This window comes from Mycolicibacterium rutilum, from assembly GCF_900108565.1.
GTDB lineage: Bacteria > Actinomycetota > Actinomycetes > Mycobacteriales > Mycobacteriaceae > Mycobacterium > Mycobacterium rutilum.
Genome location: NZ_LT629971.1, coordinates 2,792,031 through 2,817,180, shown reverse-complemented (window position 1 = coordinate 2,817,180; position 25,150 = coordinate 2,792,031). Strand labels below are relative to the sequence as shown.

General features: G+C 69.5%; 26 protein-coding genes. 9 read left to right on the top strand and 17 right to left on the bottom strand.

What is annotated here, in order from left to right; all coding sequences use genetic code 11:
* The first annotated feature begins 98 nt into the window (after positions 1-98).
* The gene (locus BLW81_RS13775) at positions 99-287 is read left to right on the top strand and encodes a hypothetical protein (RefSeq protein ID WP_083407641.1); all 189 of its coding nucleotides are present in this window, start codon (positions 99-101) and stop codon (positions 285-287) included.
* Positions 288-291: 4 nt separating this feature from the next.
* Here BLW81_RS13775 and BLW81_RS13770 read toward each other — a convergent pair whose 3' ends face one another.
* The 4 genes from BLW81_RS13770 to BLW81_RS13755 form a co-directional block, all read right to left on the bottom strand.
* Positions 292-1,605 carry an RNA 5'-3' helicase PhoH2 gene (locus BLW81_RS13770; RefSeq protein WP_083407640.1) on the bottom strand — a complete coding sequence of 438 codons (1,314 nt, stop codon included), beginning with the start codon at positions 1,603-1,605 and terminating at the stop codon, positions 292-294.
* Positions 1,606-1,823: 218 nt separating this feature from the next.
* Positions 1,824-2,651: an acyl-ACP desaturase gene (locus BLW81_RS13765; RefSeq protein ID WP_083407639.1), complete on the bottom strand. Its 828-nt coding sequence runs from the start codon at positions 2,649-2,651 to the stop codon at positions 1,824-1,826.
* Positions 2,652-2,715: 64 nt separating this feature from the next.
* Positions 2,716-4,185 carry a glycine hydroxymethyltransferase gene (locus BLW81_RS13760; RefSeq protein ID WP_083407638.1) on the bottom strand — a complete coding sequence of 490 codons (1,470 nt, stop codon included), beginning with the start codon at positions 4,183-4,185 and terminating at the stop codon, positions 2,716-2,718.
* A 37-nt stretch (positions 4,186-4,222) separates the two neighbouring features.
* On the bottom strand, positions 4,223-5,434 hold the full coding sequence (locus BLW81_RS13755) for a DUF885 domain-containing protein (protein ID WP_083407637.1): 1,212 nt from the start codon (positions 5,432-5,434) through the stop codon (positions 4,223-4,225).
* A gap of 30 nt (positions 5,435-5,464) precedes the next feature.
* Here BLW81_RS13755 and coaA point away from each other — a divergent pair, with 30 nt between their 5' ends.
* Positions 5,465-6,412 carry a type I pantothenate kinase gene (gene coaA, locus BLW81_RS13750; protein WP_083407636.1) on the top strand — a complete coding sequence of 316 codons (948 nt, stop codon included), beginning with the start codon at positions 5,465-5,467 and terminating at the stop codon, positions 6,410-6,412.
* Positions 6,413-6,464: 52 nt separating this feature from the next.
* Here coaA and BLW81_RS13745 read toward each other — a convergent pair whose 3' ends face one another.
* The 4 genes from BLW81_RS13745 to BLW81_RS13730 form a co-directional block, all read right to left on the bottom strand.
* On the bottom strand, positions 6,465-6,875 hold the full coding sequence (locus BLW81_RS13745; RefSeq protein ID WP_173839622.1) for a hypothetical protein: 411 nt from the start codon (positions 6,873-6,875) through the stop codon (positions 6,465-6,467).
* 76 nt (positions 6,876-6,951) lie between these two features.
* Entirely contained in the window at positions 6,952-7,377 is a 426-nt protein-coding gene (locus BLW81_RS13740) for a hypothetical protein (RefSeq protein WP_083410525.1), read from the bottom strand.
* Positions 7,378-7,458: 81 nt separating this feature from the next.
* Positions 7,459-8,811: a hypothetical protein gene (locus BLW81_RS13735; protein ID WP_083407635.1), complete on the bottom strand. Its 1,353-nt coding sequence runs from the start codon at positions 8,809-8,811 to the stop codon at positions 7,459-7,461.
* A gap of 15 nt (positions 8,812-8,826) precedes the next feature.
* Positions 8,827-9,618: a (2Z,6E)-farnesyl diphosphate synthase gene (locus tag BLW81_RS13730; protein ID WP_083407634.1), complete on the bottom strand. Its 792-nt coding sequence runs from the start codon at positions 9,616-9,618 to the stop codon at positions 8,827-8,829.
* 90 nt (positions 9,619-9,708) lie between these two features.
* On the opposite strand from BLW81_RS13730, the gene trhA reads away from it, so the two are divergent.
* Entirely contained in the window at positions 9,709-10,449 is a 741-nt protein-coding gene (trhA, locus tag BLW81_RS13725) for a PAQR family membrane homeostasis protein TrhA (RefSeq protein WP_083407633.1), read from the top strand.
* Here trhA and BLW81_RS13720 read toward each other — a convergent pair.
* Genes BLW81_RS13720 through mca form a run of 4 tightly spaced genes read right to left on the bottom strand, consistent with a single transcriptional unit; the run spans position 10,446 to position 13,950 of the window.
* Positions 10,446-10,820, bottom strand: coding sequence for a nuclear transport factor 2 family protein (locus BLW81_RS13720; protein ID WP_083407632.1), 375 nt, complete (start codon positions 10,818-10,820; stop codon positions 10,446-10,448). The two genes, trhA and BLW81_RS13720, sit on opposite strands and share 4 nt — an antisense overlap.
* A 10-nt stretch (positions 10,821-10,830) precedes the next feature.
* Entirely contained in the window at positions 10,831-12,825 is a 1,995-nt protein-coding gene (locus BLW81_RS13715; protein ID WP_083407631.1) for a thioredoxin domain-containing protein, read from the bottom strand.
* Positions 12,809-13,084 carry a hypothetical protein gene (locus tag BLW81_RS13710; protein WP_083407630.1) on the bottom strand — a complete coding sequence of 92 codons (276 nt, stop codon included), beginning with the start codon at positions 13,082-13,084 and terminating at the stop codon, positions 12,809-12,811. Before BLW81_RS13710 ends, BLW81_RS13715 begins: the two co-directional genes overlap by 17 nt.
* Positions 13,081-13,950: a mycothiol conjugate amidase Mca gene (gene mca, locus BLW81_RS13705; RefSeq protein ID WP_083407629.1), complete on the bottom strand. Its 870-nt coding sequence runs from the start codon at positions 13,948-13,950 to the stop codon at positions 13,081-13,083. The genes BLW81_RS13710 and mca overlap by 4 nt, the downstream gene beginning before the upstream one ends.
* Before the next feature lie 128 nt (positions 13,951-14,078).
* Between mca and BLW81_RS13700 the strand changes: the two genes are divergently transcribed.
* From BLW81_RS13700 to BLW81_RS13690, 3 genes are all read left to right on the top strand, one after another.
* Complete coding sequence (locus tag BLW81_RS13700) at positions 14,079-14,501, top strand: DUF4307 domain-containing protein (protein WP_083407628.1); 423 nt, start codon at positions 14,079-14,081, stop codon at positions 14,499-14,501.
* A gap of 265 nt (positions 14,502-14,766) precedes the next feature.
* The gene (greA, locus tag BLW81_RS13695) at positions 14,767-15,261 is read left to right on the top strand and encodes a transcription elongation factor GreA (RefSeq protein ID WP_083407627.1); all 495 of its coding nucleotides are present in this window, start codon (positions 14,767-14,769) and stop codon (positions 15,259-15,261) included.
* 54 nt (positions 15,262-15,315) lie between these two features.
* Positions 15,316-15,978 carry a GOLPH3/VPS74 family protein gene (locus tag BLW81_RS13690; protein WP_083407626.1) on the top strand — a complete coding sequence of 221 codons (663 nt, stop codon included), beginning with the start codon at positions 15,316-15,318 and terminating at the stop codon, positions 15,976-15,978.
* Positions 15,979-15,980: 2 nt separating this feature from the next.
* On the opposite strand, the gene BLW81_RS13685 is transcribed toward BLW81_RS13690, so the two are convergent.
* Positions 15,981-17,129, bottom strand: coding sequence for a cystathionine gamma-synthase (locus tag BLW81_RS13685; protein ID WP_083407625.1), 1,149 nt, complete (start codon positions 17,127-17,129; stop codon positions 15,981-15,983).
* A gap of 55 nt (positions 17,130-17,184) precedes the next feature.
* Here BLW81_RS13685 and BLW81_RS13680 point away from each other — a divergent pair, with 55 nt between their 5' ends.
* A complete protein-coding gene (locus BLW81_RS13680; RefSeq protein ID WP_173839621.1) occupies positions 17,185-18,357 on the top strand; it encodes an acyl-CoA dehydrogenase family protein in 1,173 nt (390 codons plus the stop codon).
* Between the two features lie 4 nt (positions 18,358-18,361).
* On the opposite strand, the gene BLW81_RS13675 is transcribed toward BLW81_RS13680, so the two are convergent.
* The 4 genes from BLW81_RS13675 to BLW81_RS13660 all read right to left on the bottom strand — a co-directional run bounded on the left by BLW81_RS13675 (position 18,362) and on the right by BLW81_RS13660 (position 22,653).
* Positions 18,362-19,384: a hypothetical protein gene (locus tag BLW81_RS13675; protein WP_083407624.1), complete on the bottom strand. Its 1,023-nt coding sequence runs from the start codon at positions 19,382-19,384 to the stop codon at positions 18,362-18,364.
* A 28-nt stretch (positions 19,385-19,412) separates the two neighbouring features.
* A complete protein-coding gene (locus tag BLW81_RS13670) occupies positions 19,413-20,000 on the bottom strand; it encodes an Rv1078 family RDD domain-containing protein (protein ID WP_083407623.1) in 588 nt (195 codons plus the stop codon).
* Positions 20,001-20,149: 149 nt separating this feature from the next.
* The gene (locus tag BLW81_RS13665) at positions 20,150-21,550 is read right to left on the bottom strand and encodes a cystathionine beta-synthase (RefSeq protein ID WP_083407622.1); all 1,401 of its coding nucleotides are present in this window, start codon (positions 21,548-21,550) and stop codon (positions 20,150-20,152) included.
* 41 nt (positions 21,551-21,591) lie between these two features.
* Positions 21,592-22,653, bottom strand: a complete 1,062-nt coding sequence (locus BLW81_RS13660) for an alpha/beta hydrolase fold domain-containing protein (RefSeq protein ID WP_083407621.1) — start codon at positions 22,651-22,653, stop codon at positions 21,592-21,594.
* 207 nt (positions 22,654-22,860) lie between these two features.
* Here BLW81_RS13660 and BLW81_RS13655 point away from each other — a divergent pair, with 207 nt between their 5' ends.
* Positions 22,861-23,835, top strand: coding sequence for an SGNH/GDSL hydrolase family protein (locus BLW81_RS13655; protein ID WP_083407620.1), 975 nt, complete (start codon positions 22,861-22,863; stop codon positions 23,833-23,835).
* A gap of 35 nt (positions 23,836-23,870) precedes the next feature.
* Positions 23,871-25,088, top strand: a complete 1,218-nt coding sequence (locus BLW81_RS13650) for an acetyl-CoA C-acetyltransferase (protein WP_083407619.1) — start codon at positions 23,871-23,873, stop codon at positions 25,086-25,088.
* Positions 25,089-25,150 lie beyond the last annotated feature (62 nt).

Here is a 25,150-nt window from a genome sequence, read left to right as displayed (position 1 = left end):
TATTCCCCTGTGCGGTGCAACAGGTTTACCGTCGAGTCGCTCCCCCGGCCACGCCATCGACAGGAGAACCGGTGCGCACCGATGAAGCTGCCCCACCGATGACCGCTCAAGCTCCCGCGCTGGTCACGACGGCCACCAGTCAGCCCGCCCTCGGCGCGGGGTTCGCTGTGCTGGGTCTCGTGTCACTGCTGGACCTGCCGAGGAGCGGTCGGGGCGATCGGGTGCTGGCGCTGGGTGGCGCGGCGGCCGCCGGCTGGTACCTGGTCCAGACCGGCCGCCGCCACTAGCGGGTCACGGCAGCGCGCCCGGGCTGATCTCCTCGAGCATCTCGGTGACCAGCGCGGCGATCGGCGAGCGCTCGCTGCGCAGCAGCGTGATGTGGGCGAACAACGGGTGGCCCTTGAGCTTCTCGATCACCGCCGCGACGCCGTCGTGGCGGCCGACGCGCAGGTTGTCCCGCTGCGCGACGTCGTGAGTCAGCACCACGCGCGAACCCGCACCCAACCGCGACAGCACGGTCAGCAGGACGTTGCGTTCCAGCGACTGCGCCTCGTCGACGATCACGAACGAGTCGTGCAGCGAGCGGCCGCGGATGTGGGTCAGCGGAAGCACCTCGAGCATGCCGCGCGAGAGCACCTCTTCGAGCACCGCGGGGCTGGCCAGACCTTCGAGCGTGTCGAAAACCGCTTGGGCCCAAGGGCCCATCTTCTCGCTCTCGCTGCCGGGCAGGTAGCCGAGGTCCTGACCGCCGACGGCGTAGAGCGGCCGGAACACCACGACCTTGCGCTGTGTCCGGCGTTCCAGCACCGCCTCCAGGCCCGCGCACAACGCCAGCGCCGACTTGCCGGTGCCCGCCTTGCCGCCGAGCGAGACAATGCCGACGGACTCGTCGAGCAGCAGGTCGAGCGCCACCCGCTGTTCGGCCGACCTGCCGCGCAACCCGAACGCCTCCCGGTCGCCGCGCACCAACTGCACCCGCTTCTCGGCGGTCACCCGGCCGAGTGCGTGTGAGCTGCCGCCGAGCAGTCGAATTCCGGTGTGGCACGGCAGATCTCGCGCAGCTTCCAGATCGATCTCGCCGTCGGCGAACAACGCGTCGACGTCGTCGCCACCGACTTCGACCTCCGCCATGCCGGTCCAGCCGGACGTCACGACGTCCTGCGCGTGGTACTCGTCGGCCGACAACCCCACCGCACCGGCCTTGACCCGCAGTGGGATGTCCTTGCTGACCAACGTGACGTGCTTGCCTTCGGCGGCGAGGTTGGCCGCGACGGTGAGGATGCGCGCGTCGTTGCTCTCGTTGCGGAATCCGGCGGGCAACACCGTCGGGTCACTGTGGTTCAGCTCGACATGCAGCGTGCCGCCTTGCGTGCCAACGGGAATCGGCTGATCAAGCCGCCCGTGTTCCAGCCGCAGATCGTCGAACATGCGCAGTGCCTGGCGCGCGAACCAGCCGAGTTCGTGGTGGTGCCGTTTGGCTTCCAACTCGCTGATGACCACCAGCGGCACCACGACCTCATGCTCGGCAAAGCGCGTGCAGGCCCAGGGATCTGACAGCAACACGGAGGTGTCGAGCACATAAGTCCGGAGAGGCGAATCGATCACGTAGCGCTCCTGCTATCCGCGGGTCCCCCGCGAACCTGTCGGCGGACACTGCGGCACCAGGGCCGGGGCCGGCCCTCTCGCGATCGCAATCGGGTACCGCCCGGATAGCAGAGCACGTCGCTAGCCATCGGAAACGACGCTACTCCCGTTGTGGCACTTGCGCCGTGCAGGCGCGCCGGAGTGTTTGCCGTCGCGCTGCGGCGACGGTGAAAACGCGGTTACGCGGGTGTGAACTCGCGGAGCGTGGGCTCGTCGGCCAGGCCCCAGGCGGCAATCCGGTCGGCGATCACCTGGCGCAACTGGTCGGGCCCGAATATGCCGACCTCGGCCATGTGCTTCACCTTGTCGGCGTACGCGTCGATGTCGCCGCCGACGACCTCGAGTTCGGCCGCGCGCCGCGCGATCGCCTCGACGGTCTCGTCGCGGCTCGACGTCAGCAGGTGCGCGACCAGGTTGGCGAAGAACTCCTCGTGCCGCTCCTCGTCGGTGGCGATGCGCCCGATCAGGCCCTTGAGGACCGGCTCGGTGATCCTGGCCTCGAGATTGCGGCAGAACACCGCGTGCGCGCGCTCGAAGAACGCCATGAACACCAGCCGCTCGACCTGGCTGTAGGTGTCGGCGCGGTAGCCCTTCATCACGTGCTCGACGCGGACGTCCTCGTTGGCGGCCGGGTCGATCTCACGGGTGACGACGAGGTAGTTGCGCAGCGCGATCGCGTGCAGATGCTCTTCGGCCGTCCAGCGACCGATCCAGCGGCCCCACTTCTCCTCGAGGATGAAGCTGAACACGAACTCGCGGTGGAAGCTCGCCAGGTTGTCCTTGGTGATGAGCAGGATCTCCAGCGCATCGGTGACGTCGCTGGGCAGCGTCACCTGCGACGGATCCCAGTCCCGCCCGCCGAGGAACGCGAAGTTCTCGCCCTGATCGAAGGGCACGTAGTCGTGCGCGTACCACAGGTCCTCGCTGTCGATATGACGACGCAGCTCCTGCTGCACGACCGGCTCGAGTTCGAGGATCAGCGCATTGGGTACAGGTTTCTGTGCCATGCGGTTACAGTAACCCAATTCTGTGGGAATCATAAAATTCCGCGGCCGCGCGTCGCGCGGCGTTCTACAGCGTCAGCCCCGGATACAGCGGGTTGGCCTCGAGCAGCTCCGCGGACGCGGCGTGCACCCGCTCGGCGGTGCCGTCGGCCAACGTGTACTTCGCCTTCGACGGTCCCGACGAGGCCTGCGTCGGCGTCGTGTTGGACAGCACGTCGACGATCAACTCGGCCACCCGGTCGAAATCGTCGGGACCGAACCCGCGGGTGGTCAGCGCCGGCGTGCCCAGCCGGATGCCGCTGGTGTACCAGGCGCCGTTCGGGTCGGCGGGCACCGAGTTGCGGTTGGTGACGATGCCGGCGTCGAGCAGCGCGGACTCGGCCTGGCGGCCGGTCAGCCCGAACGAGGTGACGTCGAGCAGCACGATGTGGTTGTCGGTGCCGCCGGTGACCAGGTTGGCGTCGCGCTTGAGGAAGCCGTCGGCCAGCGCCTGCGCGTTGTCCGCGACGCGGCGCGCGTACGCCTGGAAGGCGGGCTGCCGGGCCTCGGCGAGCGCGACGGCCTTGGCGGCCATCACATGCGACAGCGGACCGCCGAGCACCATCGGGCAGCCCTTGTCGACGGCGTCGGAGTACTCGGGCTGGGCCAACACCATGCCGCCGCGCGGCCCGCGCAGCGACTTGTGCGTCGTCGTCGTGGTGACGTGGGCGTGCGGCACCGGGTCCTCGTCGCCGGTGAACACCTTGCCCGCGACCAGGCCGGCGAAGTGGGCCATGTCGACCATCAGCGTCGCGCCGACCTCGTCGGCGATCTCGCGCATCGTGGCGAAGTTGACCCGCCGCGGATAGGCCGAGTAGCCGGCGACGATGATCAGCGGCTTGAACTCGCGCGCGGCCTTGGCAACCGCGTCGTAGTCGAGGAACCCGGTGTGCGGGTCGGTGCCGTAGCTGCGCTGGTGGAACATCTTGCCGGAGATGTTGGGCCGGAACCCGTGGGTGAGGTGCCCGCCGGCGTCGAGCGACATACCGAGCAGCCGCTGGTTGCCGAGCTTGTTGCGCAACGTCTCCCAGTCCGCCTCGGACAGGTCGTTGACGTGCTTGGCGCCGAGGTTGGCCAGTTCGGGCGCCTCGACGCGGGTGGCCAGGATCGCCCAGAACGCGACGAGGTTGGCGTCGATGCCCGAGTGCGGCTGCACGTACGCGTACGGCGCGCCGAACAGTTCGCGGGCGTGCTCGGCGGCCAGGCTCTCGACGGTGTCGACGTTCTGGCAGCCCGCGTAGAAGCGGTGCCCGATCGTGCCCTCGGCGTACTTGTCGGAGAACCAGGAGCCCATCGTGAGCAGCACGGCCGGCGAGGCGTAGTTCTCGCTGGCGATCAGCTTCAGCGAGTCGCGTTGATCGGCAAGCTCTTTGCGGGTCGCGGCGGCGATGCGCGGTTCCACGCTCTCGATGACCTGCAGCGCGGCCCGGTAGGCGGCGCTCGCGGTCTCGGCGTATTCCGCGCCCGGAGCGTGGGAGGTCACGGGGTCTGCAGTCATGGTGCTCAGCCTAATCCCCGCGCATCGGCGGAGACTTCTAGGCGGCCCGCAGCGACGACGGGATCAGCGGCTCGTCGAGCAGGGTGGTGAACCGCTGGGTCAGGCTGACGCCGTCGGGGCGCGCGTCCAGCCACCCGCGCAGCAGCCGGTAGCCCTCGATGTAGGTGCTGGTGTAGGCCCGCCACAGCGGCGACGACAGAAACCGCAGCATCTGGCGGGCGCGTTCGTCGTTGACCAGCAGCCACCGCTTGAGGAACGCGACGACGTCGTCGACATCGCGGTGCTCGTCGTGCAGCATCAGCGCCGCGTCCTGGCGCACGTCGGCCAGCGCGGCCGTCGCGTCGGCGATCGTCTGCGCGCGCTCACCGTCGAACCGCAGGCCGAGGTCGGCGTAGATCTCGGCGGCCCAGCCGCCCCACTCCGGGCCGATCGCCGCGTAGAGCGCCAGGTCGGCGAGGCCCTCGGCCATCAGGCACTGCGGCGTGTTGACCAGGAAGATCGTCTGCTCCGCCTGACCTCTGGTCTCGACGAGACCCGCTTCCTTGCGGCAGTGCTCGGTGTGGTGGCCGGGATAGGACTCGTGGGCCACCAGCCGCGGCAGGTTGGCCATCTGCTGCTTGAGGTCGGCGTTGACCGCGACGGTCGACTTGTAGTCGCCGAGGTAGTAGTTGAAACCCGACCACGGCTTGTCGGTGACGACCTCGTAGCTGATGGTCTCGGCGTCGGGCAGCGGATACTCGGCGCGCACCCGGTCGCGCAGCGCGCTGGAGAACGCGTGGATGCACTCCTCGAGGCGCGCCGGCGGGATCTCCTCGCCGGCCCGGTAGGCCTGCATCCGGTCGGCCAGCGGGCCCGCGCCGGCGAGCACCTCGTCGAGCCTGCGGTGCGCGTCGCGGTAGCGGTCCGGGTCCCCCTTGCTGATGTGCACGTCGAAGTAGGCCTCGACCTCGTCGACGAAGCCGACGTCCTCGCCGGCGAACTTGCGGCCCGCGCAGGCCAGCGCCCGCAGGTGCGCGGCGATGTAGTCGGCCCGCGCCGGGTCCAGCCCGTCGGCGGCCGGGAGCTCGGTCAGCAGCCGCTCGGCCTGCCGCGCAAGGTCGGCCGGATCGGGCTGCGGTTCGGCGGCCACCGCCCGGCGCAGCGCGGGGTCCCCGGTGAACGCGTCGACGTAGCCGTCCTCCACCCGGTCGAAGCGCAGACCGAGCAGCAGATACTCGCGGACCAACGAATCTGAGGTGCTGACGTCCATGGCCTCAACGTTAAATGCAAGACTGAGCGCATGGCGCGGCTGAGTGAACCCAGCCCATACGTGGAGTTCGACCGGAGTCAGTGGCGGAATCTGCGCATGTCGACGCCGCTCAAGCTCACCGAGGACGAACTCAAGCAGCTCCGCGGTATCGGCGAGAAGATCGACCTGCTCGAGGTCGAAGAGGTCTACCTGCCGCTGGCCCGGTTGATCCACCTGCAGGTCGCCGCGCGCCAGCGGTTGTTCGCGACGACGGCCGAGTTCCTCGGTGATTCGTCCGGAGTGCAGCAGAACCCGGACCGGCCGGTGCCGTTCGTCATCGGGGTGGCCGGCAGCGTGGCCGTCGGCAAGTCCACCACCGCCCGTGTGCTGCAGGCACTTCTGGCCCGCTGGGAACACCATCCGCGCGTCGACCTGGTCACCACCGACGGCTTCCTCTACCCCAACTCCGAGTTGGTGCGACGAAACCTGATGGGCCGCAAAGGCTTTCCGGAAAGCTACGACCGGCGTGCGCTGATGCGTTTCGTCACGACGGTCAAGTCCGGGGCCGATCACGCGTGCGCGCCGGTGTACTCGCATCTGCTCTACGACATCGTGCCGAGCGAGAAGCAGGTCGTGCGGCATCCCGACATCCTGATCCTCGAGGGTCTCAACGTGTTACAGACCGGTCCGACGCTGATGGTCTCGGACCTGTTCGACTTCTCGGTCTACGTCGACGCCCGCATCGACGACATCGAGCAGTGGTACATCGACCGGTTCCTGGGTCTGCGGTCGACGGCGTTCGCCGATCCGGCGTCGCACTTCCACCACTACGCGACATTGACCGACGAGCAGGCGGTGTTCGCCGCCCGCGACATCTGGCATTCGATCAACCGGCCCAACCTGATCGAGAACATCCTGCCGACCCGGCCGCGCGCGACGCTGGTGCTGCGCAAGGACGCCGACCACTCCATCAACCGGTTGCGGCTGCGCAAGCTCTGACATGCCCAAGCCCGCCCGGCGTCACCGCCGAACGGGCTTGAGCCGCAACAGGTCAGCGCTTCAGCCGACGCCAACCCTGGTACTGCAGCTCGGCGAACGCCAGCGTGTAGACACCGGTCGCGAGGATGAGCACCACGCCGATCGTGGTCAGCGCGAACACCCCGGACAGCACCAGCACCACGGCCGCGACCGCGTACACCACATTGGCGACGATCACGGCCATGCCGGCGCGAGAGACCGACGGCAGCGCCGCCAGCGCCAGCACCGCCAGCCCGTAGACGACGAAGAACGCGGCCATCGCGTACTCGAAAGCGACGGTGGTGCCCGAGGTCTCGGCCAGCCAGCGCGCCAGCGGGACGGAGGCGATGCCGGCCAGGCCGGTCAGGACCGCGTCGGCGCGCATCGCGAAGCGCAGCAGCGCGTCGGTGGACTCGTTGAGCCTCGGCAGGGAGATGGCGGTCATCGAACTTCCTTTCTGTGGTGGGGGAACCGTTCCGGAGCCGACGCCGCAACCTCTTACGACGGCGGCTCCGGACCGGTCATGTAGGGGCCGCATCGAGGCGACGGACCCCGCGGTACTGGACGTAGGCAAGCCCGAGGGTGAGGGCGGCGAACGTGAGGACCGAGACGGCGCCGAACTCGGTCAGCGGCAGCCAGCCCGCGGTGACGACGACCGCGACGGTGGCCGCGAACGCGACGTTGCCCGCCAGCACACCGACGCCGACGCGGCGCACGCGCGGCACCCCGGCGGCCAGGTAGAGCGCCGTGCCGTAGGCGACGAGCGCGACGCCGGCGATCCACTCGCTGGTGGCCGACAGGCCGGACAGCCGGCTGAGCGGGTCGGCGGCGGTGGCGATGAGCAGGCCGAGAGCCGCGCACAGGGTTGCGTCGGCGCGCAGCGCGAAACGCAGCAGCGAGTCCGTCGGGGCCCGGCCATCGAGGCCGGTGCGAGTGGCGGTGGTCATGGCTTCGACACTGCGCAGCAGCCGCTGCCAGCTGTACACAGAACGCTGCCAACCACTGCCAGAAGCAGGTCAGCGCAGGTGTCAGTCGGGGGCGGTGACCAGGGTGCCGCGCAGGTCGGCGGCGATCAGCCGCGCGGCGGCGTTCTGCCAGTTGTGCAGCGACCGCTGCGGCACCTCGGTGACGAACCACTGCCAGGCCTGGCGCGCGACGGGGTCGAGCCCGGCGGCGGTGGCGTTCTGCGCGTAGGCCCGCACACCGACGACGTACGGGAAGTACAGCGAGTTGTAGTGCCGCCACTCCTCGGTGGTGCCGAAGTCGCCGGCGTCGCGCGGTTTGAGCCGGGCGATCCGCTCGGCCAGCAGCGCCTTGAGTTCGTTGGCGCGCTCGAGCGGTTGGTCCGGGGCGCCGCGCGCGGCCAGCCGCTCGTCGATGACGGGCAGCTTGGTCAGCGGGCTGGCGATCAGCTTGGACAGGTCGCCGTAGTGGCCGAGCGCACGGCGGGTCAGCCGCGCGAAGGTGTCCTCGTCGATGCCGTCGAGCGGATTGTCCTTGCGCAGCGGCAGCGCCGCCTCGGTGCTGCGCAGCGCGGCCCGGTCGGCGCGCAGCGCCGGTGAGCGCGAGAACGCCAGCCGGTCCAGGATCCCGGCCAGCGGGTCGGCGAGCACGTTGATCGCGATCGCGACCGCCAGGCTGGTGAACAGCAGCACGGTCAGCGCCGTCTCATGGCCGGTGACGGCCAGCACCACCAGCGCCTGCCCGCCGAACAGCGCCGCCACCACGGCGGTCGCGGTGAACGAGCGCAGCATGTCGGCCCGCAGCGCCTGACCCTCGTCGAACGCGTCCCCGATCGCGACCGCGACGCCGAGCAGCGCGACGTCGAACCCCGTCGACGCCAACGCCAACCAGCTCGGCACCAGCCCGAGCGGGATGACCAGGATCGCGTTGCCCAGCGCGAAGAACAGCGTCGCGATCACGACGAAACCGACCACCGGGCCCGGCTGGGACCGCCGCGCCACCGCGTGCACCAGCGCGCCCAGCGCCGACAACGAGATCGCGGCGAACATCACCCAGTGGCCCGTGCGCAGCGGCCCGTCGACGCTGCCCGCCATCGCCGCGCCGACGAACGCGACCGCGGCGACGGCAGCCACCAGCCCCAGTTCGCCTGCCCGGCTGCGCCAGGTGTCGCGGGGCCGGGACAGCTCGAGCAGCACCGCGAACCACGCGATGCCCGGCACCGCGACGAGGTAGATCTCGATGCGGCCGAGGACCTCCGCGCCGCTGACCGTGCGCACCGCATCCAGCGCGACGACCACCGCGAAACTGGTCAGCCCGACCGCGGCCAGCACCAGCACGGGTTTGCGCGGGTCGCGGGCCAGCAGATAGAGCCCCAACCACCAGCTGAGCGCGAAGACCAGAGCCGACAGCGCAGCCATACCGTCAGTCTCGCATCAGGTGCCGAACCGGCGGTGCCGTGCGGTGTAGTCGCGCAGCGCGCGCAGAAAGTCGACGCGGCGGAACGCCGGCCAGTAGGCCTCGGTGAACCACATCTCCGAATACGCGCTCTGCCACAGCAGGAACCCCGACAGCCGCTGCTCCCCCGACGTGCGGATGACGAGGTCCGGGTCGGGCTGCCCCGAGGTGTAGAGGTTCTCCGAGATCGCGTCGACGGTGACGGCCTCGATCAACTGCTCGCCGGAGCGGCCGTTGGCCAGTTCCTTGCCCAGCAGTTGGCGCACCGCGTCGACGATCTCCTGACGCCCGCCGTAGCCGACGGCGAGGTTGACGTGAAAGGACCCGGGCCCCGCGTCGGTGGACTCGACGGCGTCACGCAGCCGGCGCGCCGGCTCCTCGCCGATCAGCTCGAGGTCGCCGACCGTGCGCACGCTCCAGTGGTTGGCGGGCGCGCAGATCTCTTCGACGACGTCGGTGATGATCTCGATCAGCGGCGCCAGCTCGTCGGGGTCACGCTGCAGGTTCTCGGTGGACAGCAGGTAGACGGTGGCCATTTCGATGCCCGCCTCGGCGCACCAGCGCAGCATCTCGGCGATCTTGCGGGCGCCCATCCGGTAGCCGTAGCTGACGTCGTCGTGGCCGAGATCACGCGCCCATCGGCGGTTGCCGTCGCACAGAACGGCAATATGGCGCGGCAGTTGGGATTTCGACCGAGCCAGCTCCTGGCGCAACCGCATCTCGTAGAGCCGGTAGGCCGGCTCCTTGAGGCGCGGGGGAATGAGCTCCACGAAGATCCAGACTACTGTGGGGGTGATGCTCCCCGCGTGCACACGAACTTCGTAGGGTCTTCACCAGGGCCTGGCATCTCCGGAGGTGACATGACGCAGTCCATCGACGCCACCGACTCTGATCGTTCTCGCGCACCGCGCGACCAAGCCGAGGACTTCCCGGAAGCCGTAGTCGGCGCCGCCGCGAATTTCATCGGCAAGCCGCGGCTGCGGGGCTGGATCCACGTGTACGCAGCGGTGATCGCGGCGATCTGCGGTGCGACGCTGGTGTCGGTGTCGTGGTCGGTGCAGTCGACGCGGGCCGGGATCGCGACGCTGATCTACACCCTGACGATCGTGGCGATGTTCACCGTCAGCGGCGCCTACCACCGGGTGAACTGGAAGTCGCCGACCGCCCGCAAGTGGATGAAGCGCCTCGACCACTCGATGATCTTCGTGTTCATCGCGGGCAGCTACACCCCGTTCGCGCTGCTGGCACTGCCGCAGAACGACGGCATGGTGCTGTTCTGGATCGTGTGGGGCGGTGCGACCGCCGGGGTGCTGCTCAAGTGCTTCTGGCCGTCGGCGCCGCGCTGGGTGGGCGTGCCGCTCTACATCCTGCTCGGCTGGGTGGCGGCGTGGTTCGTCGGCCCGATCATGGAGGGCGCGGGCATCGCGGCGCTGGTGCTGCTGATCGTCGGCGGGGCGCTGTACTCGATCGGCGGCGTGCTGTACGCGCTCAAGTGGCCCGATCCGTGGCCGACGACGTTCGGCCACCACGAGTTCTTCCACGCGTGCACCGCGGTCGCGGCGATCTGCCACTACATCGCGATGTGGTTCGCCGTCTTCTAGAGCTGGGTGACGTTCTCCGGGCCCCAGTAGGCCTTCATCGAACCGATCTTCCCGTCGTCGTGGAAGGTCATCACGCTGATGATCTCGATGCGCATCTTGCTCTCGCCGAGGTCGACGGTCAGCGACCAGAAGAACGCCGCCTCCTGCCCCAGCGCGCGCAGCGTCACGACGTCGGCGTGCGCGCCGCCGGCGGGCAGGTTCCCGTAGAAGCGGCGAATCGCCTCCCGGCCGATGTGCACCTCGCCGCCGCCGACCGGATCCTCGACGGTGGCGTCGTCGGCGTAGAGCTCGGCGATGTCGTCGGTCTTGCCCTGCCCGACGAGTTCGAGGTAGCGGGCGACGGTCTTGGCGTTGTCTTCCGGAGACGGCATGCGCCGAAGGCTACACGGAAGCGCCCAGCGCAGCGGCGAGATCCTCGACGGTCGTGACGGGCAGGTCGCAGGTGCGCCCGCGACACACGTACGCCGCGTCGGCGCCACCGACCCGGTCGCGGTCGGCCAGCAGGGCCGACGAGTTCACCGGGCCGCCGACGACGACCGCGCCACCGGGCGCGAGTTGCCGTGCGGCGTCGAGCAGTTCGGACCGGGCCGGATCACAGGCCACCGCGATCTGCAGCGGCCCACGCACCGCGGCCTCGGCGACGGCGAGCCAGTGCCCGCCCAAGCGCGCCAGGCGCGCCAGGATCGGCGTGGCCGCCGCCAGCGTGGCGCCGGCGGCCTCGGCGTACCGGTCGGCGCGCGCACCGTCGACGAGATGCCCGGCCAGCAGCAGCGCCTCGGCGACCAGCGAGGCGCCCGACGGGGTCGCCCCGTCGAGCGGATCGGCCGGGCGCACCATCAGCGCCTCGGCGTCGTCGGCGGTGTCGAACCAGCGGCCGTCGGCACCGGCGAAGTGGTCGAGCGCGATGTCGAGCAGCAGGGTGGCCTCGTCGAGCCATCCCCCGGTCAGCTGGTGCAGCGTCAGCAGCGCGGTCGCGAGTGCGGCGTGGTCTTCGAGGATGGCCGCGCTGTCGCCGACCACGCCGCCGAGGCTGGCCCGACGCAACCGGCCGTCGACGACGTGCAGATTCCACACGGCGCGCGCGCATTGCGTTGCCGCGTCGAGCAATTCGGGTCGGTTCAGCGCGACACTCGCCTCGGCCAGCGCCGTGACCGCCAGGCCGTTCCAGGCGGTGACGACCTTGTCGTCGCGGCCGGGCTGCGGCCTGGCGAGCCGGGCGGCCAACAGGGCGGCGCGCACGCGGTCGAAGCGCTGCGGGTCGTCGGGGTCGCGGGGCAGCTGCAGCACCGAAGCGCCGTGTTCGAACGTGCCCTGTTCGGTGACTGCGAAAACCTCTGCCGCCCAACGCCCGTCGTCGCCGCCGAGCACGTCGTGCAACTCCGACGGCGTGAACACGTAAGTGAGGCCTTCCACGCCGTCGGCGTCGGCATCCAGCGACGAGGCGAACATGCCGTCGACGCCGAGGCCGTCGACGATGAACCCGGCCGTCTCGGCCGCCACCCGGCGCGCCAACGGATTCGCGGACCGGCGCGCCCAGTGCGCGTACACGCGCAGCAGCAGCGCGTTGTCGTAGAGCATCTTCTCGAAATGCGGGACCACCCAGGACGCGTCGACGCTGTAGCGCGCGAACCCGCCCGCCAACTGGTCGTAGATGCCGCCGCGGGCCATCGCGGTGGCGGTCCGCTCGACGGTCTCGAGCGGTTCGCCGGTGCGTTCGTGGTTGCGCAGCAACGCCTCCAACAGCGCTGACGGTGGAAACTTCGGAGCCGCAGCCTGATTCGTGACGAAGCCGCCGCGCGCCACGTCCTCGTCGGCCAGCACCGCGGCGACCGCGTGATCGCACAGCGCGGGCTGCACAGCCGGACCGCCGCCGGGCAGGCCCGCGGCCATCGACCGCAGTTCGTCGGTGATCCGGTCGGAGGTCTCCTCCACGTCGGCGCGCCGTGTGCGCCACGTGTCGGTCACCGCGGCCAGCAGTTGCAGGAATGTCGCCTTCGGGAAGTAGGTGCCGCAGAAGAACGGCCGCCCGTCGGGGGTGAGGAAACACGTCATCGGCCAGCCGCCCTGCCCGGTCAGCGCGACGGTCGCGTTCATGTACACCGCGTCGAGGTCGGGCCGCTCCTCGCGGTCGACCTTGATGCACACGAAGCCGTCGTTCATCGCCGCGGCGACCTGCTCGTCCTCGAACGACTCGTGGGCCATCACATGGCACCAGTGGCAGGCGGCGTAGCCGATCGACAGCAGGATCGGCACGTCGCGGGCGGCGGCCTCGGCGAGCGCTTCGGCCGTCCACATCTGCCAGTGCACCGGGTTGTCGGCGTGCTGGCGCAGGTACGGGCTGGTGGCCCTGGCGAGCTGGTTAGCCGCCGGGCTCACGTTTCGTCCCGTTGGCGTCGGGCGGCGCGCTCTCGGGTGTTCCGGCGTCCGGCTCGGCGTCGACAACGGGCTGGTCGGGCTCGTCGAACGACTCCGGCAGCTTGCGCAGCTGTTTGTTCATCGACCGCACCAGCAGGAACGTCGCGATCAGCAGCAGCACGACGACCACCAGCCCGACCGGGCTGGCCTTGCCGAAGTCCGGGCCGGTGTCGCGGGGCGCGTTCTGGGCCAGCAGGCTCAGCGCGGGGACGATGCTCATCGCTCCTCGATCCCGGCGAACAGGTCGGTCTCGGGCAGCGTCACCGGCACCCGCGACCTGGCCAGTTCGTACTCCTCGGTCGGCCAGAGCCGCTGCTGCCATTCGATCGGCGCGCGGAAGAAGTCGCCGTTGGGGTCGATCTGGGTGGCGTGCGCACGCAGCGCGTCGTCGCGCACGGCGAAGTACTTCGCGCACTCGACGCGGGTGGTCACCCGCTTGGCGAAGATGTCGGCGTCAGGCTCCCAGTGCTTGAGCCACTTCTCGAACGGCCCGACCTCGCCGTGCTTGGCGAACTCGTCCTGCAGCAGTTGCATCCGCTGCCGCAGGAAACCGTGCGTGTAGTACAGCTTGGCCACGTTCCACGGCTCGCCGGCGTCGGGGAACAACCGGTAGTCGCCGGCGGCTTCGTAGGCCGCCATCGACACCTGGTGGCAGCGGATGTGGTCGGGGTGCGGATAGCCGCCGTTCTCGTCGTACGTCGTCATCACGTGGGGCCGGAACTCGCGCACCACCCGCACCAGTGCCTCGGTCGGCTGCTCGAGCGGAACGACGCCCAGGCAGCCCTCGGGCAGCGGCGGCAGCGGATCGCCCTCGGGCAGGCCGGAGTCGACGAAGCCCAGCCAGTGGTGCTCGACGCCGAGGATCTCGGCGGCGCGGGCCATCTCGTCGCGGCGGATCTCGGACATCCGGCCGTGCACCTCGGGCAAATCCATCGCCGGGTTGAGGATGTCGCCGCGCTCACCACCGGTCAGGGTCACGACCAGCACCCGCACGCCCTCGTCGACGTAGCGGGCCATCGTGGCGGCGCCCTTGCTGGACTCGTCGTCCGGGTGGGCGTGCACGGCCATCAACCGCAGTTCGCTCAACCTGCTCTGCCTTACCTGTCGCATACCTGTTGTCTTCGACTGCTCGTCTCGAGGGATATCAACCCGAATCGGTAGTCCTATAGTTCCAGTTCTGTAGATCTATCCGACCGACGGGCATAGAAAACCAGATGATCGATCGTCCCGCTTCCCGCTACGGGCGCCAGCGGCTGACCGGGCGGCAGCGCCGCTGGGCCGCGATCGCGCTGACGGCGCTGGTGCTGGTGGCCGGCGTGATCGTGGCGATCGTGGCGGCCGGCCGGTTCGGCGGCAACGACGTCACGGGCGAGGCCGGGGCCTATCAGCTGGTGGGCAACAACACCGTGTCGGTGACGATCAGCGTCACCCGCAAGGACCCGTCGCGGCCGGCCGCGTGCATCGTGCGGGCCCGCTCCAAGGACGGCGCCGAGACCGGCCGTCGAGAGGTTCTGATACCGCCGTCGACGGAGAAAACCGTGGTCATCACCACCGAGGTGACCGCCACCCGCGAGCCCGTGCTCGGCGACATCTACGGCTGCGGCATCGACGTGCCGCAGTACCTCGTCGCGCCCTGAAATCACCCTGATCGAGACGCCGCAACAAATGGCGAACTGCGAATTCGCGAAATTCAGTTGTCGGCGCGGTGCTATCATGGACCGGTACACGGTTCCCGCTGGGGCCGTGTATTGCTGCATTTGGTGCTCTGAGGGGGACGTTCTGTTTCAGGCGTGACCAGCGCGGCAATACACGTCCACCGCCCCGGCGCCGCACCACGAGACTTCTTACGCGAGACAAGCGCGAGAACACCCGCAGTACCTATATAGACAGGAGCGCGACGACATGACCGACACACAGGTCACCTGGCTGACGCAGGAGGCGTACGACCGGCTCAAGGCCGAACTGGACCAGCTGATCGCCAACCGCCCGGTCATCGCCGCCGAGATCAACGACCGTCGCGAAGAGGGCGACCTGCGCGAGAACGGCGGCTACCACGCCGCACGTGAGGAGCAGGGCCAGCAAGAAGCCCGCATCCGCCAGCTGCAGGAGCTGCTCAACAACGCCAAGGTCGGCGAGGCCCCCAAGCAGTCCGGCGTCGCGCTGCCCGGCTCCGTGGTCAAGGTGCAGTACGGCGACGACGAGAGCGACACCGAGACATTCCTGATCGCCACCCGCCAGGAGGGCATCAGCGACGGCAAGCTCGAGGTGTACTCGCCGAAGTCGCCGCTGGGCGAGGCGCTCATCGACGCCAAGGTCGGCGACGTGCGCACCTACACGGTGCCCAACGGCAGCACGGTGAAGGTCAAGCTGCTCGAGGCCGAGCCCTACCAAGCCTGACTCCCGCCCAGCCCGCCCAAGCCTGATTCCGCGCACCCGGTTTAGCATCCGGGCATGGCGAGAATCGCCGAGGACCTGTATCTGCTGCTGCTCGACAACGCCTCCGCCCAGCCGGGTCTGGAGCGTGCCCGCCGCGAGCGGGTGCTGTCAGCGGCAGTCCTGCTCGACCTCGCGCACGCCTGCTGGATCCGGCCCGCCGTCGACGGTGAAGCGGTCGAAGCCGGCCGGCTGATCGCGTTGGCGGCGCCCGGCGGCACCGACCCCGTCAGCGAGCCGGCGTTCCAGCTGCTGCAGCGCCGGCCGCTGGCGCCGGCGACCGCGGTCAAGCGGCTGGCCAAACACACCGAGGGCCACGTCGTCGGCCATCTGGAGCGGACCGGGCAGATTCGCCGGGTCCCGTTGCCGGGCAAGCGATTCGGTCAGCACTTCGCGTGGCCGCTGACGAACCGCGACCGGGTCGGCCACGCCAGGGCGGCGCTGATGGCGGCGCTGTTCGACCGCACCCCGCCCCCGCCGGCGACCGCCGCGATCATCTCGTTGCTGCACGCGGCCGACGGGCTCGGCGCACTGCTCAGCCTCAACGACCGCGGGTGGCGCTGGGTCCACGCCCGCGCCGGCGAAATCGCCTTGGGCAGTTGGGTCGACGAGTATCCGACCGCGCTGCCGGAGGTCAACCTGGCGGTCACCGCGTCGGCGGTGCGTCAGGCGCTGCGGTAGCGCTAGCTCAACGCTTGTTCGACGTCGGCGAGCAGATCGGCGACGTCCTCGATGCCGACCGACAGCCGCACCAGGTCGTCGGGCACCTCGAGCTGCGAGCCCGCCGTCGACGCGTGCGTCATCGCGCCGGGATGCTCGATCAGCGACTCGACGCCGCCCAGCGACTCGGCGAGGATGAAAATCTCGGTGCGCGAACAGAATTTGCGTGCCGCGTCGGCGCCGCCGCGTAGCCGCACCGAGATCATGCCGCCGAAGCCCGACATCTGCCTGGCCGCGACTTCGTGGCCGGGATGCTGTGGCAGCCCCGGATAGAGCACGGTCGAGATCGCGGGATGCCCCTCGAGGAACTCCGCTATCACTGCGGCGTTGTCGCTGTGCCGCTGCATGCGCAGCACCAGGGTCTTGAGGCCGCGCAACGTGAGGTAGGCGTCGAACGGGCCGGGCACCGCACCCGCGCCGTTCTGCAGGAAGGCGAACGCCGCGTCGAGTTCCTCGTCGTTGGTCAGCAGCGCCCCGCCCACCACGTCGGAGTGCCCGCCGATGTACTTGGTGGTGGAGTGCAGCACGATGTCGGCGCCCAGCACCAGCGGCTGCTGCAGAGCGGGCGAGGCGAACGTGTTGTCCACCAACACTTTTACGTTCGCGTCCGCGGCGATCTGGGAGATGCCGGCGATGTCGGCGATCGACAGCAGCGGGTTGGTGGGCGTCTCGACCAGGATCAGCCGGGTCTGCGCGGTGATCGCCGCGCGCACCGCGTCGAGGTCGGCCAGCGACACCGCGGTGTAGTTGATGCCCCAATGCGTGAACACCTTGTCGATCAACCGGAACGTGCCACCGTAGGCGTCGTCGGGCATCACGACGTGGTCGCCGGGCCGCAGGAGCGCGCGCAGCGCACAATCGGTCGCGCCCATCCCCGAGGAGAACGCACGCCCGTAGGCGGCCGACTCGACCGCGGCGAGCGAGGTCTCCAACGCCCGTCGGGTGGGGTTGCCGGTCCTGGCGTATTCGAAGCCGTCGCGCAGCCCGCCGACGCCGTCCTGGGCGAAGGTCGAACTCGCGTAGATCGGTGTGTTGACGGCCCCGGTCGTCAGGTCGGGCCGCACGGCGTGGATCGCCTTCGTGGAGAGGCCGTGGCTGCTGTGTTCGGTCATCACCGATCAGCCTAGCGATGTCGGGTTCGCGGCCGGACCGGTGTAGACAGGGATCATGAGCCCCACCAGCCGTCTCGACGATCTGCTCGAGTTGGATTCAATGTTGTCGCCCGAGGACCTCGAACTGCGCCAGACCGTGCGCCGGTTCGGCGACCAGCGGCTGCGCCCGTCGGTGGCGGAGTGGTTCGAGACGGGTCAGGTGCCGGTGCGGGATCTGGCCGCCGAGTTCGGCAAGCTCGGGCTGTTGGGCATGCACCTGACCGGCTACGGGTGCGGCGGGTCCACCGCGACGGCCTACGGCCTGGTGTGCCAGGAACTCGAGGCCGTCGACAGCGGCCTGCGCAGCCTGGTCTCGGTGCAGGGCTCGCTGGCGATGTTCGCGATCCACCGCTGGGGCAGCGAACAGCAGCGCACGCAGTGGCTGCCCGCGATGGCCGCCGGCGAGGCGATCGGCTGCTTCGGGCTGACCGAGCCGGACTTCGGTTCGAATCCGGGCGGCATGCGCACCAACGCCAAGCGCGACGGGTCCGACTGGGTCCTCAACGGTTCGAAGATGTGGATCACCAACGGCTCGGTGGCCGACGTCGCGGTGGTGTGGGCGCAGACCGACGACGGTGTAGCCGGGTTCCTGGTGCCCGCGGGCACGCCCGGCTTCACTGCCACCGACATGACGCACAAGCTGTCGTTGCGGGCGTCGGTCACCTCCGAACTGCATCTGGACGACGTCCGGTTGCCCGAGGACGCGAAGCTGCCGGAGGCGCGCGGGCTCAAGGGACCGCTGAGCTGTCTGTCGGAGGCGCGGTTCGGCATCGTGTTCGGCAGCGTTGGTGCGGCGCGGGACTGCCTGGCGGCCACGCTGGACTACGTCGGCACCCGCGAGGTGTTCGACAAGCCGCTGGCCGCGTACCAGCTGACGCAGGCCAAGATCGCCGACATGGCCGTCGAACTCGGCAAGGCCCAGCTGCTGGCGCTGCACCTGGGCCGGCTCAAGGACGACGGCCGCATCCGGCCCGAGCAGGTCAGCTTCGGCAAGCTCAACAACGTCCGCGAAGCCATCAAGATCGCGCGTCAGTGCCGAACCCTGTTGGGCGCCAACGGCATCACGCTCGAGTATCCGGTGATCCGGCACGCCAACAATCTGGAGTCGGTGCTGACCTACGAGGGCACGTCGGAGGTGCACCAGATGGTCATCGGAGAGGCGCTGACCGGAGTCAGCGCCTTCCGATGAGCCGTCACTGCTGCGGCGTCGTCTGCGGCGGCGGTCCCGGCGGCAGCGGCTGCGGGTTGAGCTCGGCCACCTGCCCGCCGCTGAGCTTGCGGTAGGCGTACACCTCGATCAGCGTCATCAACGGGAAGGCCACCAGCAGGCCGACACCGCACAGCAGCAGGCCGACGATGAACACGGCCACCACGACGATGAACGTCAGCAGCACCTGCCCGAAATTGTTCTTGGCGATGTCGAAGCTCGCCTTGATCGCATCGATCGGCGACAGGTTGCGGTCCAGCAGCGCGACCACCGTGAACATCGTGAACAACGCCACCACGACGCCGGGCAGGATGCACAGCGCGAAGCCGATCGACGTCAGGATCCCGACGATCACGCCGGCGATGATGACGCTGCCGACGTTGCGCGGCTTGAAGAACGACCCGATGGTCACCGGTCGCCCGTTGGCGACGTCGAGCATGCCGCCGTAGTAGGCCGACTGGATCGCCCCGCCGACGATCAGCGCGACGATGTAGCCCAGGACCGTGACGGCCAGGCTGGCGGGCCCGGACACGTTGTAGGAGAACGCGAATCCGTTCTCGTCGGCGGTGTAGCTCGTCGCCTCCGGAGCCACGGCCGCCGACAGGATGCCGAACAGCGCCTGCAGCACGATGACGATGAGCGCGTAGACGAGCGTGGGGACGATCAGCGCCGCGGCGTTGGCGGTGAACTTGCCCCACGCCCACGAGAACGCGTCGCCGACGCTGTAGGCGGGTGGCCCGCCGAAGCCCTGGCCGGCCGGTGGATAACCCCCCGGATAGCCCTGCGGCGGCGGGTACCCGCCCGGTGCGGGCGGCGGATAGCCGGCTCCCGGCGGGGGCGGATAACCACCGGGCGGCGGTGGCGGCGGGTAGCCACCCGGCGGGGGCGGTGGCGGATAACCACCGGGCGGCGGTGGCGGCGGGTAGCCACCCGGCGGCGGTGGCGGCGGATAGCCACCGGGCGGGGGCGGCGGATAGTTCCCCGGCGGAGGAGGCGGTTGATCAGACATGCGACCTTCCAGGTTGTCGACTACGGATTTACAAAGGCAGGCAGACGGTTTTGATGAGCTTATCGGCGATCGTCTGCCGCTTGGCGTCCCACAACGGGAACAGATATCCGATATAGCAGATGAGGGCATCGATCACGTGGGCCAGCTGGCGCACGATCGACATTCCGAAACCGATTGGCCGACCGGTCCTTTCGCTGACGACCTGGAACTTGAGGATCGACTTGCCGATGCTGGAGCCGGTGGTGCCCTGCCGGTAGCCGAAGTTCCAGATCGCGTAGACCAGCACCAGGATCGACGTGACGACGACCGCGAGCTGGCCGGTCGTCGACGCGCCCGTCGCGCAGAACTCGCCCAGTTCGAACTCGGAAGTGTCGGTGATGCAGACGGTTTCGCGGGTGCCGAGCAGCAGCGCGTAACCGATACCCTGCAGCAGGAAGACCGGGATGTAGTCGATCAGCCAGGCCAGGACGCGGGTGAACCACGACGTGTACGCGTCGGTGGGCAGCGGCTGAAGTCCTTGTGCCGGCGGCGGATAGGCGCTTTCCGACGGTGGTGGCGGCGGATATCCCCCCGGCGGCGGAGGTGGATAGCTTCCTGGTGGCGGTGAATCGGTCATGACGCCTTCCAGTCTGTGCCTTAGCTGGGATCGAGCGTGCCCACCTTACCTGAGAAGCGGCTTTGTGCTGGGATTTCTGCCGCCAAGTCGAGCACATGCCCGACGGTATGGATTTGTTTGCCGGGCTTCGTAACTGCCGTTACGGCGGCTCAGCGCACGCGGCGCTTGCTGCCGTCGGACAGGAACCCGAGAAGGTCGTGGCGGGTGAGCACCCCGACCGGCTTGCCCTCCTCGACCACCATCACCGCATCGCTTTCGCGCAGCGCCGTCGCAGCCTCGCTGACGAGTTCGCCCGCGCCGATCAGCGGCAGCGCCGGGCTCATGTGCTCGGCGACCGCGTCGGCCAGTTTCGCGCGGCCCTCGAACACCGCCGAGAGCAGCTCGCGTTCGGACACGCTGCCTGCGACCTCGCCCGCCATCACCGGAGGTTCGGCGCCCACCACCGGCATCTGCGAGACGCCGTATTCGCGCAGGATGCCGATAGCGTCGCGCACGGTCTCCGACGGGTGCGTGTGCACCAGATCCGGCAGCGCCCCGGACTTTCCGCGCAGCACGTCGCCGACCGTCGACTCCTCCACGAACCCGTCGAGCCGGTTGCGCAGGAACCCGTACGACGACATCCAGTCGTCGTTGAAGATCTTCGCCATATAGCCTCGACCGCCGTCGGGCAGCAGCACGACGACCACGGAGTCGGGCCCGGCCCGTTCGGCCACCTTGATCGCCGCGACGACGGCCATCCCGCAGGACCCGCCGACGAGCAGCGCCTCTTCGCGCGCCAGGCGCCGCGTCATGTCGAACGAGTCGGCGTCGGACACTGCGATGATCTCGTCGGGCACGGCCGGGTCGTAGGCGGCCGGCCAGAAGTCCTCGCCAACGCCTTCGACGAGATACGGCCTGCCGCTGCCGCCCGAGTACACCGAACCCTCGGGGTCCGCGCCGATCACCTTCACCGCCCCGCCGGACACCTCCTTGAGGTAGCGGCCGGCGCCGGTGATCGTGCCGCCGGTGCCGACGCCGGCGACGAAATGGGTGATCTGGCCGTCGGTGTCGGACCAGATCTCCGGGCCCGTCGACTCGTAATGCGACTCGGGGCCCATCGGGTTGGAGTACTGGTCGGGCTTCCACGCGCCGTCGACCTCGGCCACCAGCCGGTCGGAGACGCTGTAGTAGCTGTCCGGATGCTCGGGCGGGACAGCCGTCGGGCACACGACGACGTCGGCGCCGTACGCGCGCAACACGTTGCGCTTGTCCTCACCGACCTTGTCCGGGCAGACGAAGATGCACTTGTATCCGCGCTGCTGGGCCACCAGCGCCAGGCCGACGCCGGTGTTGCCCGACGTCGGTTCGACGATCGTGCCGCCCGGCTTGAGCTCACCGCTGGCCTCGGCGGCGTCGATCATCTTGATCGCGATGCGGTCCTTGGAGCTGCCGCCCGGGTTGAGGTACTCGATCTTGGCGACGACCCGGCCCGCACCCTCGGGGACCACGGAGTTCAGTTGCACCAGAGGGGTGTTGCCGATGAGCTCACTGACGTGCCGGGCGATCCGCATGACTCCATCGTGTCAGGCGGCGGACGCCGATGTCAGCCGGGTTACCAGGTGGCCTCTCGGATGTAGTCGCCGATCTGCCGCAGCGACCGGGTGGCCTCGGGCACGAACGGCGAGGCGAGCTGGAACACGTGCATCTGGCCCGGCCAGACCCGGACCTCGACCGGAACGCCGGCCGCCGCCAACCGGCGGGCCGCCTTGCGGGCGTCGCTGACCAGCACCTCGGAGCCGGAGACGTGGATCAGGGTGCGCGGCAGTCCCGGCTCGATGTGGTCGAGCGGTTCGTAGACCTCCTCGGGCTTGCCGTCGGTGAAGTGCCTGCCCGCGGCCTCTTTGACCAGGTCGACCAGCGCGTAGAAGGCGCGCGACGGGAACATCGCGTCGCTGTGGATGTTCGGGTGGTTGGCTCGGGACTCGTTGTCGATCTCGAACAGCGGCGACATCGTCACCATCGCGGCGGGAGTCTCGCCCTCGAGCCCCTCGCGCTGCAGCCGCTCGGCCAGGGCCAGCGCCAGGTAGCCGCCCGCCGAGTCGCCGGCGAGCACGATCTGGTCGGGCTCGTATCCCTTCAGCCGCAACCACTTGTAGGCGTCGTAGCAGTCCTCCACAGCCATCCCCACCGAGTGCTTCGGGATCATCCGGTAGTTGACCACCAGGACCGGGCAGTCGGCGTAGCCCGAGATCGCCTGCACCAGCCGGCCGTGCGAGTTGACGCCGCACGTCAGGAACGCGCCGCCGTGCATGTAGAGGATGACGCCGCGTTTGCCGTCGGCGGGCAGCACACCGGGTGCGCGAACCAGTTGCGCGGTGCAGTTCGGCAAAGAAATCGTGGCGCGGATCGTGCCGGGCGCGGGGCGCGCGACGCGGGCGACGAAATCCACCAGACCCCACGGCCACGGCAGGCGCGGCGCATAGCTGCCGATAGCTAGGGTCGGCCGAATAGTTAGCGCAGCGGCCAGCGAAGTGAGCCTGCCCGCGATGCTCGGACCGTCTTCGACGACCTCGACCGGCGCGCCGTCGCTGACCGGGAACTTGCGGGGCTTGCGCGTCTGAACAGGCGATATCCGCGAATGTGGGGCCTTGCCGATCTTGCTCGGTGCGGTCATGACAACCACTCCCTCTGACGATCCAGCACGTCGTAGTGCGAAGCACGCCTAATTTTCTGAAGCGAGATCCGTATCTTAGCTTGACACCGTCTATTCGATATAAACAATCGACGAGTCAATTTCGATACCGGACTTGATACCGCAATGTGATCCGTCGACACCTGTGCCACGCGGATAACCCCGGAAAACCGACCTAAACTTGCGGCCGTGGGCACATCCCGCCTGGCGACCTCCATCGCGGTTGCGGCCGCGGCGACGGGTTCTGCGTATATCGGCGCCCGCAACCTGCTGATCGGGCAGGCCGACCAGGCGCGGCAGGCGATCCCCAAGGCGTGGGACATCCCGCCGCGCGCGGACGGCGTGTACTCACCCGGTGGCGGTCCGGTCGAGCGGTGGCACCGCGACGTGCCCGCCGATCTGCATCTGATGATCTTCGGCGACTCCACCGCGACCGGATACGGCGCGACCAGCGCGGAGGAGGTGCCCGGCGTGCTGCTGGCGCGCGGGCTCGCCGAGGTCTCCGGCAGGCGAATCCGGCTCAGCACCAAGGCCATCGTCGGCGCGACGTCGAAAGGGCTGTCCGGTCAGATCGACGCGATGTTCGTTGCCGGCCCGCCGCCGAACGCCGCGGTGATCATGATCGGCGCCAACGACATCACCCGCCCCAACGGAATCGGGCCGTCGGCACGCCGGCTCGGCAAGGGCGTGCGCCGGCTGCGCGACGCGGGCGCGGTCGTGGTCGTCGGCACCTGCCCGGACTTCGGGGTGATCACCGCGATCCCCCAGCCGCTTCGCGCCTACGCCCGCAGCCGCGGCCTGCACCTGGCCCGGGTCCAGGCGGCGGCGGTGCGGTCGGCAGGCGGGATCCCGGTGCCGCTCGCCGACCTGTTGGCGCCGCACTTCCGCAAGACGCCCGACGTGCTGTTCTCGCCGGACATGTTCCACCCGTCGGGTGCCGGCTACGAGCTGGCCGCCAACCAGCTGCTGCCCGCGCTGTGTAATGCGCTGAGCGACTGGCTCGGTGGCGCGGTGCCCGAGTTGCCGTGGCAGTCGCGGTCGGGCGAGGGCTTCGCGCTGCTGGGCCGCGTCGGCGGACTGAGCAGGCTCTGGCGGCGCTCGACGGGGGTCCCCGCACCGGTGCTCGGTGGGGTCCCCACCCCGGCCGCGGTGCCCGCCAGCTAGGTTCACTGCTATATCGATCGATGCGAGGAGACACCATGCCTGAAGCCGTCATTGTCGCGACCGCGCGGTCGCCGATCGGCCGCGCCGCCAAGGGATCACTGGTCGACATGCGACCCGACGACCTGGCCGCCCAGATGGTGCGCGCGGTGTTGGACAAGGTGCCCGCGCTCGATCCGCGCGACATCGACGACCTCATCATGGGCTGCGGTCAGCCCGCCGGTGAGGCCGGCTTCAACGTCGGCAGGGCGGTCGCCGTGCAGCTGGGCTACGACTTCCTGCCCGGCACCACCGTCAACCGGTACTGCTCGTCGTCGCTGCAGACCACCCGCATGGCGTTCCACGCGATCAAGGCCGGCGAGGGTCATGCGTTCATTTCGGCTGGCGTGGAGACGGTTTCGCGATTCCCGAAGGGCACGGCCGACGGCTGGCCGGACAGCAAGAACCCGGTGTTCGCCGACGCGATGAGCCGGTCGGACCAGTCCGCCGCGGGCGCCGACGAATGGCACGACCCGCGCGAGGACGGCGCGCTGCCCGACGTGTACATCGCGATGGGCCAGACCGCCGAGAACGTCGCGCTGCACACCGGGATCAGCCGCGAGGACCAGGACCACTGGGGCGTCCGGTCGCAGAACCGCGCCGAGGAGGCCATCAACAGCGGCTTCTTCGATCGCGAGATCGTGCCGGTGACGCTGCCCGACGGCACCGTGGTGTCCAAGGACGACGGTCCGCGCGCCGGCACCACCTACGAGAAGATCAGCCAGCTCAAGCCGGTGTTCCGGCCGAACGGCACCGTGACCGCGGGCAACGCCTGCCCGCTGAACGACGGTGCCGCGGCGCTGGTCGTGATGAGCGATGTGCGGGCCAAGGAGCTCGGGCTGACCCCGCTGGCGCGCATCGTGTCGACCGGTGTGAGCGGGCTGTCGCCGGAGATCATGGGGCTGGGCCCGATCGAGGCGACGAAGAAGGCGCTGGCCAACGCCGGGATGTCGATCGGCGACATCGACCTCTACGAGATCAACGAGGCGTTCGCGGTGCAGGTGCTGGGCTCGGCGCGGGCGCTGGGCATGGACGAGGACAAGCTCAACGTCTCCGGCGGCGCGATCGCGCTGGGCCACCCGTTCGGTATGACCGGCGCGCGGATCACCGCGACGCTGCTCAACAACCTGACCACGCACGACAAGACGTTCGGTCTGGAGACCATGTGCGTCGGCGGCGGCCAGGGCATGGCGATGGTGATCGAGCGGCTGTCCTGAGTCGCTTGCGTTGACTCTGCGTGCAGGGCGCGAAACAGCCGTCGCGGCACGCCCCTGACGCA